This is a genomic window from Pontibacter roseus DSM 17521, from assembly GCF_000373265.1.
In the GTDB taxonomy this organism is placed as follows: domain Bacteria; phylum Bacteroidota; class Bacteroidia; order Cytophagales; family Hymenobacteraceae; genus Pontibacter; species Pontibacter roseus.
The window spans coordinates 523,098-534,749 of the sequence record NZ_KB890766.1; the positions used below are offsets into that span (position 1 = coordinate 523,098).

At 47.9% G+C, this 11,652-nt stretch carries 10 protein-coding genes; 1 reads left to right on the plus strand and 9 read right to left on the minus strand.

All coding sequences use genetic code 11. The features are described from left to right. Positions 1-15 precede the first annotated feature (15 nt). From B051_RS0116560 to B051_RS0116590, 7 genes are all read right to left on the minus strand, one after another. Positions 16-894, minus strand: coding sequence for a universal stress protein (locus B051_RS0116560; RefSeq protein ID WP_018479338.1), 879 nt, complete (start codon positions 892-894; stop codon positions 16-18). Then, complete coding sequence (locus tag B051_RS0116565; RefSeq protein WP_018479339.1) at positions 891-2,555, minus strand: BCCT family transporter; 1,665 nt, start codon at positions 2,553-2,555, stop codon at positions 891-893. The genes B051_RS0116560 and B051_RS0116565 overlap by 4 nt, the downstream gene beginning before the upstream one ends. An 18-nt stretch (positions 2,556-2,573) precedes the next feature. Beyond that, positions 2,574-3,722, minus strand: a complete 1,149-nt coding sequence (locus tag B051_RS0116570; RefSeq protein ID WP_157578966.1) for a hypothetical protein — start codon at positions 3,720-3,722, stop codon at positions 2,574-2,576. A 684-nt stretch (positions 3,723-4,406) separates the two neighbouring features. After that, complete coding sequence (locus tag B051_RS0116575; protein ID WP_018479341.1) at positions 4,407-5,420, minus strand: LLM class flavin-dependent oxidoreductase; 1,014 nt, start codon at positions 5,418-5,420, stop codon at positions 4,407-4,409. Positions 5,421-5,645: 225 nt separating this feature from the next. Continuing rightward, positions 5,646-6,392: an NADPH-dependent F420 reductase gene (locus B051_RS0116580; protein ID WP_018479342.1), complete on the minus strand. Its 747-nt coding sequence runs from the start codon at positions 6,390-6,392 to the stop codon at positions 5,646-5,648. Positions 6,393-6,420: 28 nt separating this feature from the next. Further along, entirely contained in the window at positions 6,421-7,224 is an 804-nt protein-coding gene (locus B051_RS0116585) for an NADPH-dependent F420 reductase (RefSeq protein WP_018479343.1), read from the minus strand. A gap of 45 nt (positions 7,225-7,269) precedes the next feature. Continuing rightward, entirely contained in the window at positions 7,270-8,655 is a 1,386-nt protein-coding gene (locus tag B051_RS0116590; protein ID WP_018479344.1) for an NtaA/DmoA family FMN-dependent monooxygenase, read from the minus strand. A 225-nt stretch (positions 8,656-8,880) separates the two neighbouring features. Between B051_RS0116590 and B051_RS0116595 the strand changes: the two genes are divergently transcribed. Further along, a complete protein-coding gene (locus B051_RS0116595) occupies positions 8,881-9,231 on the plus strand; it encodes a winged helix-turn-helix transcriptional regulator (protein WP_018479345.1) in 351 nt (116 codons plus the stop codon). A 267-nt stretch (positions 9,232-9,498) separates the two neighbouring features. On the opposite strand, the gene B051_RS0116605 is transcribed toward B051_RS0116595, so the two are convergent. Beyond that, positions 9,499-10,332 carry an MBL fold metallo-hydrolase gene (locus tag B051_RS0116605; RefSeq protein WP_018477361.1) on the minus strand — a complete coding sequence of 278 codons (834 nt, stop codon included), beginning with the start codon at positions 10,330-10,332 and terminating at the stop codon, positions 9,499-9,501. A gap of 108 nt (positions 10,333-10,440) precedes the next feature. Next, positions 10,441-11,313 (minus strand): AraC family transcriptional regulator, encoded by an 873-nt coding sequence (locus B051_RS0116610; RefSeq protein WP_026236226.1) that lies wholly within the window; start codon positions 11,311-11,313, stop codon positions 10,441-10,443. Between the last annotated feature and the right edge of the window lie 339 nt (positions 11,314-11,652).

Below are 11,652 nucleotides of genomic sequence, written 5' to 3' on the forward strand. Positions count from 1 at the left end.
AGAGTCCTATACCTGCTACTGCCTGATAACGTCCTCAGAATACACCAGCCAAAGCGGCACATTAATATCGGTATTGTACATTTCGGTTGGTACACTCCCCAGGCTTAGCGATGGCAAGGGGTTGTTTCCTTTCAGCCCGAGTACCAGCAAATCATGGCCGCCTTTTTCCAGGTGCAGGACAATGCGCTCGGCTATGCTTTTGTTGGCCGCTCGCACCAGGGTATAAGGCACACCGGCAATCTCCTGGTGTCGTTTCTGCAAGTCAGCGAATTTTTCTTTCACCACTTCCTCGGCTTTCCGGACAGCTTTTTCTTCGGATATCAGCGGGAAGAACTGCGATGGCAGCCGGTACACGTGCATAATCTCCAGTTGCAGCCCCAACTGGTCTGATAGCTCCTTGCTGAGCCGGAGTGCGTGTACCGAAGTATCTGAAAAGTCAATCGGCACCAGTACTTTCTGAATGGTCGGGGCGGCTGTTTCGGGGAACACGAGCACGCTGCACGGAAGTATGCGCAACAGCTTTGTGCCCAAGGCTCCGGTACTTTTGTCGCTCGTTTTCTTGCCCAGCAGCGTCAGCTTGATGCCATAGCGCTTTACCAGGTCGGCCAGTATAACTTCGGTGTTAGGCTCCTCGCTTACCAATACCTCATAATCTGCGGTGTTGCCAAACTGCTCAGCTACTAAATCGGCGATGTTCTCCTCTACTTCTTTGCTCAGGTCAATATCCCCAATCATTTCCCGGAAGTCATCGCCCAGCTCGTATAGTTTGATGTTGTGTACGAAATATACCTTGCGCACCTCCAGCCGCTCGCAGATGGAGCGGGAGAAGGCAACCAGTTTCTCGTCTATATCGCTCAGGTCGAGGCAGACCATCAGGGCATCTATCGTTATCATAGTGCATTAGGGTTTGGAGGTATAGAACTGTCTTTCTGTGGTACGGCTGTTCTTGAGTCTTGCTTTTGTGCACGCTTGGCCAGCATTTCGGTAATCAGCTGCTGGTAGGCTTTACGTTGCTGCGCCCTTCCCAGCTTTGTCTCCTCCGCGGCTTCCTCGTCTAAGCCGCGATACAGGCTGTAGCACATCAGCAAAAGGATAAAGGCGAACGGAAGTCCCGTGATGATAACGGCTGTCTGCAAGGCTTGTAAGCCGCCACCGAGCAACAGTACAGCCGCCACAGCGCCACCTGACAGCGCCCAGAAAACACGTAAGCCCACCGAAGGATTGGGGTTGCCGCCGGAGGTAAGACTTACCACTACCAGCGAACCAGAATCGGAGGAGGTGACAAAAAAGCCCGCCACCAGAAAAATGCCAATCACGGAAAGTATGGTGGAGAAAGGCAGTTGCTCAAAGAACACAAACAGTGCGGTGGACACATCCGCAGCCACTGCATCTGCAATAGCCGGATTGCCCGCCAAGGTTTCGCGTAGGGCGGTGCTGCCAAAGGCGGTCATCCAGAGAAAGGAGAGGAGCGAAGGAGCGATGAGCACGCCAAGCACAAACTCCTTGATGGTTCGGCCCTTGGATACCCTTGCAATGAAAATCCCTACAAACGGTGCCCAGGAAATCCACCAGGCCCAATAGAAAACAGTCCAGGAGCCCTGCCAGTTGTTGTTAGAAAAAGCTTCGTTCCAGAACGAGAGCTGCATGAAATTGCCGATGTAAGAGCCTGTATTCTGGACATAGGAGCCCAGTATAAACACAGTAGGCCCCAGTACAAGCACAGCCACAAGTACAAACAAGGCAATCCGGATGTTCCATTCACTCAGGATGCGAACGCCTTTGTCTACACCAGTTACCACAGATACAGTGGCAATGCCCGTGATGACAATGATAAGTATAATCTGGGTGGTGATATTGTTTACAATGGCAGGTATAACGTGGTTCAGGCCCGCCGCCACCTGTTGCACACCCAGCCCCAGCGAAGTAGCCAGTCCAAAAAGGGTCGCAATCACGGCCAGCGTATCAATCACATGCCCCACTATACCATGGATGCGCTCTCCGAGGAAAGGATAGAAGGCAGAACGCACGGTAAGCGGTAACTGCCGGTTATAAGTAAAGTATGCCAGCGCCAGCGCCACCAGCGCATAGATAGCCCAGGCGTGCAGTCCCCAGTGCAGAAACGTAAAGTTCATGGCCTGCCGGGCAGCCGCAGGCGTGCCGGGCTCACCGAGCGGGGGCGTCTGGAAGTGGTTGATAGGTTCGGCTATACTCCAGAAGAGTAAACCTATACCCATACCTGCGCTGAACAGCATAGCGAACCAGGAAGAGGTGCTGAACTCCGGTTTGGCCTCCTTGCCCCCCAGCCTTATCTTTCCAAACCGACTGAAGGCCACAAACAGGCAGAACCCTACAAACAGGTTCACGCTGAGTATAAAGAGCCAACCCATTGTAGAGGTGACAGCCGCCTGTGCTTCGCTGAAGAATGCTTCGGCGCTCTCCCTGAAAATAAGAACCAGCGCAATGCTAATCACCAGGAAGACAATGGACGACCAGAACACGGGACCGTTTACCTCCAGCCCCATCGATTTTTTTATGTTGATTTTTACTTTACTCATGCATGCAGTTTTTTTACACTAGAAATAGTATCCCATGTTAATGTTGAAGCGCATGTGCCAGTTGGTTTCGCCGGGCGTACCTGCTGCAAGGGCGTCGGTCCATTCGGGACCTAGCCAGGGGTGGTTATAGCCAAAGGCCGCATCGGTATAGATGTACATTGGTCCGGCAGTAAACAAAGCTCCCAGCACGTTCATGTGCGCGTTCTCATAGCCACTTACGCGCTTATTATAATACCCGTAGTTGTTGTAGATGTCAATGCCCTGGAGCAGTTTCGTTGCAACGGGAATATGATAAGAGACACCTGCCGTATAGATTTCGCCTTCGTTTGCCACGTTGTAGTTGGCGCCGTAAGCACCCATCCCCACAAAGTCGAGATTGGCTCCAGCTGCATATTTTGGATTGAAATGATAGCGCATGGCCTGCAGCTTAAAGTTCCAGGGGCTGTGGTCTGCCTGGTACTCGTAGTGGATGGCCCCGGCGTAGCGGGTGCCGTTACGCTCTGTGTCGAGGTTGTAGAGCAGACCTCCCTGCAAGGAAACTCCCAGTTCATGCGCCAGGCTATCGCCCAGGCGGTGAATTACTTTGAAGTCTAGCTGGTTGTTTTCCTTATTTCGCCCGGTAATATCATAGGAATAGCGGTTAGGGCTAGGGTCCGTCTGAGCAAAAACAAACTCCTCTGCGCTTTTATAGTAAGCTGCCTGCCATTGCCAGCGGCCGGAGTCGCGGATGTACTTTACGCCTATGTCATGGTCATCCTCGAAGCCTACATAGTAGGTCATGTTGAAGAACCAGTTGTTGGAATTGTATTGCTGAATACCGAAAGGCACCTGCTGCAGCCCCACCTGTATCTGAGAGCGGTCCGAGAAGTCGTACTGGAACCAGCCCTGTTTGAGGAATGAGCCTCCGAAGGCCTGTGAGTAGTGTCGGAACTCCGCATTCAGTTTGATGCCTCTATACTCGGCTTCAGCGTTGATGCGGAATAGGTCAAAACCAAAGTCACCGCCACGCTCCAACTGGTCATCCTTCCAGGTGGAGAGGTTGTAGTTGAAACGCACAGCGCCGCCCAGCTTCAGATACGGCTTCTCCTCAGGCTTCTCTTCCGGGTACTGCGCATGACACACAGTACTGAACATGAGGAGAACGGAGAGTAGAAATAACCTTACCATAGTTAATAGCACTCGAAACTTAAGTAATCGCCTTAGGTTGGACGATTTCAAAAAAGAAACGTTGCTACGGATAGGGTAAGTGCTGATTGCATATTGTAGAGGTATGGAATAAGATGCTATTCGCTTTGAAGCAGAGACGAGTAGATATGATATGCATATCTTCTGTACAAGCTAATCACGTCCAGTTAAGGATATTTTGCAACAATTTTTTATATCTCTTAAGCTGTTATGTTTTGCCTTCTCACAAACAAAAATCAAAAATTGTTTTTTGATTTGGGCAGGAGAGCGGGCCGTGAAACAGAAGAGTTCGCAAACAAGTACTTACCAAATTAATGAGTGTTTTGCGGAACATGAATAGCCATCACCGATGCCTTACCTAAGTTATTTTGGATTCCGAAAGCAGACTTTTTAGAGACAGGTAGAAGAGTTTTAAATTAATGAAGCCGTTTTAGCGTCTGAATAGTGTCCGAAGTGCATAAAAAAAGCACCTCAGTATTAACTGAGAGGCTTTCGAGTAGACCAAAGAATCGAATTATCGAACTTTATCCACAATGATTTTACCTCCTTAAGTGATTTTCTGGGGATAGGATAGGATCAGAGAAGATTGTTTTAAATAAAGCTTTAACTCTGTATTACAACAGCCTACTTTCTTCTAAAAGCTCCATAAATGGTACCTTTCCTTCTTTACCTATTTTCGTTTACTTCCTTCATAATTTCTGCAAGTAGTCTGGTAGATTTTAGGCGGTCATTCAGATTGTACATGGTGGACACAGTAATCAATTCATCCACGCCCGTTTCTTTCAGAAATTCCTGAATCTGCGCTTTTACCGTTTGCTTGCTACCCACAAATGAATACCTAAGCATTTGCTGTAATGTTGGATGCTGCAATACTTGTTTCAACTCTTCAATCATCTCGGTTGGTGGCTGTAATGGGTCTCTAGACCCGGTTAATACCCCCACAAACATTCTGATCAAGGAAGTAAATAGTTTTTCGGCTTCTTCATCGGTATCGGCAACTAAAACATTCACCCCGGCGATGGTATAGGGTTTATCTAAATACTCAGAAGGCTTAAATTCCTGCTCATAGATTCGCAAAGCGTTGTGTAAATGCGTAGATGCAAAATGGCTGGCAAAAGCGTAAGGCAATCCCTTTTCAGCCGCTATGTGTGAACTATCGGTAGTCGAGCCCAATACATACAGCGGAACATCAGTGCCTTCTGCAATGGGAGCCCTTACTTTTGCAGTTTTAGTTTCTACGGAGAAATACTGCTGAATTTTTTCTATTTCCCGAGGAAAAGAATGGGCAGCCTCCATAAAATCAGACCGGATAGCACGAGCAGTTGCCTGGTCGGTGCCGGGCGCCCTTCCAAGGCCTAAATCTATGCGCCCAGGGTATAAATGAGCCAATGTCCCAAACTGTTCTGCTATAATCAAAGGCGAATGATTGGGAAGCATCACACCACCCGAACCCACCCGGATGGTGGAGGTGTTTTCAGCCACGTAACCAATGAGCAGGGAGGTGGCGCTACTGCCAATATTGTCTGAATTATGATGCTCGGCAAACCAGATGCGTTTGTAGTTATGTGCTTCCGCTTCTTTTGCCAATGCCAATGAATTATGCAGGGTCTTTTGTATGGTTTCCCCCTGCGATACAATGGCAAGTTCTAAAATGGAATAGGCTATTTCTTTATGATCCATATTATTCAATGCTAATGAGACTCTTTTTCGTTTCTGTTTACCAGGTACAGTTATTTACTAGTCAAGCAGTCGATTCATTATGTCTACGCTGCTGGGGCCTCTTCTCCTGGCCTCACGGGTAAGCAGGGGCTAGGTATGGTAGCGGAAATAGCTACTACCAGCACAAGTGAGCAAAACAAAGATGCTGATAGTAGTCCTTCTGTTAAGTACAAATAATAGATTACCCTACTTTAGATTCCCAGCGGCAGCTGAACGATTAGTATCAACCATTTCTTCGTGAGAAGGAAAGGGGCTGAAATTCTGAAATTTGTTTATTATAAAATCCCTTATGGCAGGGGCTTTACCCTTTTCCGCTGCAGCAAGTGCTTGTTTCAGTTCTGCGGCATTCAGTTCGGTACAATAGGCAGGAGTGCCAGGTTCCTGTCTCCAGGATTCAGCCAAAATGCCTGCATCCACGGTATCAAAACCAGTCTGGTCAACCAGCTCAGCGGCTACTTTTTTATGAATCTCGTTATCGCCTGCTATCGATACAGCTATTCTTCCTTCCTCTCCGGCAGCTTTCCCTTTATTCTTCAAGGTGTACTCCAGGATATTGTTGAATACCTTGATAATAGGCCTTCCCAGGATTTCAGAGATGTATTCACTTTCGGTCTTGCCTTCTAAACCAGCGAGCTCGCCATCCCGGAAAGGGTAATAGTTACTGGTATCCATTATAATGACCTCCTGAGATACATCCTGCAGTATATTCTTAGGCAAGTCTTTATAACCCTTGAAAGGAATAGAGAAAATAATGACTTCTACGTCTTTTACCACATCCTTTATGGTAGCCGCTTCTGCACCCAAACCGGCAGCTATTTCTTTAAGTGTGGCCATATCCCTGGTGTTGGTGACCTTTACCTCATTACCTGCAGCAGAGAGTTTTTTTGCTAGCGTACTTCCGATGGCACCTGTGCCGATTATTCCTATTTTCATATTGTATATCTTTTAAACTGTTTACAGATTAACTTAACGTACTATGCTTTCTTGGAGGCAGATTGTTAATCTCCCTAACAATGTCTACGGCATGGTCTACGAAGCCTTCCGGGTAATCTCCTGACAGGATGGTCTTAAAGTATCGGTCGCCTATCTCCTGCATTTTGCTAAACAACAGGTCCTGCTTCTCTCTCAGTGTTTCTCTCTCGGCTGATGCCCGGGCCTTTACAAGCTCAGGCAGGGTGAGGTCGGTGCAATAGGCGGGGGAGCAGGCCTGCTGTCGCCAGGAATCCTCCAGACCCCCGGCATCCAAGGCGTCGAAGCCGGCGTCATCCACCAGGCCCAGCACCACCTCTTTTGATTTTTGCTCATCCCCCGAGACGGCCAGCGCAATCCTGCCTCTGCTTCCTTTGGGTCTTCCTTCTACCGCCAGGCTGTAGGCACCGATATTGCTGAATGCTTTGACGACAGGGCGACCGAACTGCTCCTGCACCCAAACGCTGTTCACCATGCCGTTCTCCACTGGCTCTACCGTAGCGTCCCGATTGGGCCAGAAATTAGTTGTCTCCACAATCACGACATGATCCGCTATCTTACCTTGCAGTGTTTTCACCAGGTCCGGGATATTGCCAAACGGAATAGCTACCACCAGCACATCCACATCCTCTGCAACATCTTCTACTTCTACTGCTCTTACACAAGCCCAGTCCGCAATGGCCTGGATGCTTGCCACACCTCTGGCATCTGCAAGTGTCACGTTGTGTCCAGCGGCGCTAAACTTTCTTGCCAGGGTCTTGCCGATCACGCCGGCTCCAATTACTCCTATGTTCATGTTGATTATATTTATGATTAATTTTTAATGATGATTAATTATGGCTTATTTCTCTATGTTGTCTTTGCCCCATGTCAAAACACGAGGGTCAACACCATACTGATTAGGAGCACCAAGATGTTCGCGTAAGGTCTTGCCTTCATAATTTTGATGGAAGAGCCCACGTTCTTGCAGGATTGGAACCACTTCATCCACAAAGGCATCAATGCCATCTTCGTTGATGTCGGGAGAAATCCAGAATCCATCGGCGGCATCTGCTTCAAACCACGCTTGCATATAATCGGCGGCCTCTATACCCGGTCCTACAATGACGGGATGATAATCAATCACCCCGTGGGCGATTATATCACGCAGGCTCCACCCTTCTTTTGCAATCTTCAGGGCATGGCGGGAACGAGGGTCATAAGGCGATGGGCGCGCTGTGTCCAGTTGCTCTTTTGAGAGCGGTTCGTCAAGGCGGTTAAGGTCAAGGCGTATGCCAAGCATTTGCTGAAGATACGCTACCCGTTGAGGGATGAGGCTTCCTGTGAGTTTGATCCTGCGATCCAGTGCCGTGCGTCTGTCCTTGGCAATGGTGGTCATAAGGCCGGGGATATACTTGATCTCGTCAGGGTTACGACCGTAACGCTTTGCCGCTTCCCGGAAAGCATTGCGTTGAGCGCGTGCATCTTCAATGGTAAATGCCGCTCCAATTACCGCATTGGCGAAGCGACCCGCCAGCTCATGCGCATTTGGGCTGCCTCCTGCGTGAAAGATAATGGGTTGGCCTTGTTCCGATGGGGGAATGTAGAGCGGCCCGCGTGAGCCCACGAACTTGCCTTTAAAATTGATGGGAACGATCTGCTCTTTATTTGCGAACTGCCCGCTCTCCTGGTCATGCACCCAAGCTTCTTTCCCCCAACTACCCCAAAGTGCTTGGATGAGCTGGACGACCTCATGCGCCCGCCCATAACGTTCCTCACTGGACGGAATGCTTCTTCCGTAGTTTGCTGCGACGGCATCACCACTGGAGGTTACTGCATTCCAGCCTGCACGACCATGGCTCATGACATCGAGCGCCTTGAACTGCCTGGCAAGGTTGAAAGGCTCGTTAAAGGTTGTAGAACCCGTAGCTACTAACCCAATGCGCTTGGTTTCGCGTGCGACAGCTGCAAGGGTAAGCATCACATCGAGATTAAAACTTGGTGACTCGGTTTCCAGATCAGTTAAGATAGCGCCAGGGCCATCTGGCAAAAATATAAACTGAAACTTACCACGCTCCGCTGCTTGAGCCTGTTTGACACGCGCATCGAAACTCGTGTAGCTTTTGGGGTCAACTCCCGGCATACGCCAGGCTCCCGGCTGAGAGCCGTATCCATTTCCAAGGTGCAAACCGATGAGCATCTGTTTACCTGCCTTAGCGTTGTTTTTTATTGGTTCATTATAAGCCATGTTCCTAATTTTTTAATTACAAGTATAACACCCGACCTCAGCGGACATCGCCATCTGCATCCGAATTCATTATAGCATCTCCTAATCGTTCTTGAGGACCTGCAGCTACAATATTCCGCCTTGTCAATTTCAATATTTGTAAGGTGTTGCAAAATTACGACTTATTACTTTCCTTTGTATAGTGCTTTCCCAAAGGAAAGTGGAATAGGTTAAAATCGAAGAGTTATGGCTAATAAAATGGGGTACCTGTCCTGCCTGGACACAGTAAAGCCGGTGCGGGATGCAATTGAAGTGATAAATGGCAAATGGAAGTTGCCCATTATTATTTCGGTGATGACGGGAAATGAGCGGTTCACTGATATACAGGAGAGTATTCCCGGGATCACCCCGAAGGTTTTAGCCAAGGAATTAAAAGACCTCGAGCAGCACCAGCTAATCAAGCGTGTGGTAATAGACGATTACCCGGTGAAGATTCTATACAGGCCGGAGCCCTATGCCGATACCTTAACGCCCATCATCGATGCCTTAAAGGGTTGGGGACTGAACCACCGGAAGAAAATTTTTGAAAAGGAGTAATCAGAGAACAAGTTACTTGTGAAGACAAAAGACCCCATTGAGTACAGGGGTAAATAGCCAAGTAAACTCACTATTATTGAAGTTATATGGTATAATAAATCAAGAAATTCGACCGAAGGGGAAATTTATCGAACCAAAAAAGCCGCTCCACATAATATGGAGCGGCTTTTTAATAGTAGTAGCCCGTATGATTGAATTATCGAACTTTATCCACAGGGATTTAGTAGATTTAAGGGAGTTTTTGAAGCAATAGTCAAATATTCAGATTTATAACTTCACTACCTCGCCATCCTGCGGAATAATCAGTTTATCTACTCCGATATTCAAACTTTCTGCTTTTTGACGAAGTGACTCTCTTGTGGTGCGACAATGGTCCAGCGCATTCATATGCACTGCGATGACCTTTGCCTTTCCACTTTCCTTTACCAACGCCATCGTTTGGTCCTCATCCATCAGGATAGGGGTCTTCTCAAAGCCAGGCACAACTGCACCCCCGGAGTTGACGATGATATAGTCAGGCTTATATTCCTTGATGGTCTTTTTGATTTCCTCTGTCCAGATAGCATCCCCGACGATGTAGATAGTAGGCTGGTTTTTGGCCTTGAGCACAAAACCCGAGGTCTTGCCCATCATCTTCAGTACCTCGCCGGTTCCATGCTGTGCCTCTACCCGGTGAACGCTTATATCATTCCATACCCTGCTGTTATCCAGGGTTTCTGCGTTGATGAACCCTTCCTTCTTGAAAAAATCTCTGTCAGCAGGCTGGTTTATCAGTTGTACAGATTTATCCAGGGTCTTGCTTGCGGCCTCATCGAAGTGATCGGGATGGCTATGCGTCACCATGACCAAATCAAGGCCCTTGGTGATTTCACTTACCGGCATCTTCAATTCGACCGTAGGGTTCCGCTCGATTCCAGCGAAAGACTGAAAGCCTCCCTTTGGAGAAAGCATCGGGTCAACTAAAATTTTCTGCCCGGCATACTCTATAATCAAAGTGGCGTTTCTGACTAGCTGAAGACTAGCCTTCGTGTCTGCTTTGCCTTGTGCAAAAGAAAAGGTAGCAGATAAAGTTAACGCTACCAGTAAAAATACTCTTTTCATAATCGTTCTGTTTTGTTATGGTCCGTGTTTCATCCCTTACAACATTTGTGAAGTAATGAACCCGACGCAAAGGTCGGAATAGCGGAATGCTTGCAGCCTACCAAAGCCTTATGCTATGCTACCATTTTGATAATCGGCAAGGAAGACGGTGGTAGTCTGGCCGGTTTGCGCCTTGAAAAACCGCATCAAGTGGTTAGGCTCCGAGAAGTGGAGTTCGTGCGCTATCTCGGCTACAGTCAGACCAGAATGGATCAGGTAGTTCTTGATTTCAAAGAGCAGCCTTTGTTTAAGTAAATGGGTGGCCGTCACGTTGAATTGGGCCTGTACCGCTTTGTTCAGCGTGATTCTACTGATGCCTAAAAGCTCCGCGTACTCTCCAATCCGCTGCTTTTCCTTGATGTGTAGCTCAAGTAACCTTTTAAACTGATAGGCATAGTTGTTCTCCGGCTTATCGAGTGGCAGGTTGTTTTGCTGGGCATAATCCCTGTTGAGTTTCAACAGCAAATAATAGAGAAGGGAGCGGATAAGATGTTCGCTGTCTGGTTTCGTCTCCTTCAGTTCGGTGTGAATTTCAGTGAGTGTGCTGCAGGCTTTCTGGATATACCCCGCTGTGACTCTCATGTTCAGCGGGTAATCCAGCTGGTAAAAATAAAGAAGCCGGTAGGTGAACAGCTTGTCGGAAAAGAAGTCGTTGAGGAAGCCTTCCTGGAAAATAAGGAAAGTGAAGTCCAGGTGGTTTGGGTCCAATTTCCATTGCCTCTTCTGAAATGGAGAAATGTAGACAATGGTATTGTCGACCAAGTCGATCTTTCGCTGGTTCAGTTCGAGATGCCCTTTCGCTTTTCTGAAAATCAGGATCTCAAAATAGTCGGTATTGTACACCTCTGTATTGGTATACGCTTCTTTTATTTCATCTCCTGATCCCACCCTTAGCAAGACCTCTACACCGCACTTGGTTTTATCGAATTTTATGGTTCTCAATTTCTGCGCTTGCTGTATTAGCTTTCAGTTATCAGGTAATACGACGTGTAGGCACTATCAGCCCTGATGCACTCCAAACATAACGGATAAACTGTTCTTCTTAAGTGCAGGTAAGCAGTTAGCAGCATTGGGCGAGAGGTACGTTTTTGGCTTTCGTATGGGAAAGGTGAGACCTAGGTCGGAGCCTTTTTTAGCAAAATACTCACCTGGCACACTCCTTAGCTGTAGTGTAGAAGTAGAATTTTGAGGCGAGCAACCTCAGAATCAACCGAAGGGGGGAAATTATCGAACCAAAAAAGCCGCCCTAATATACGTGGAGCGGCTTTTTTGCTGTAGTAG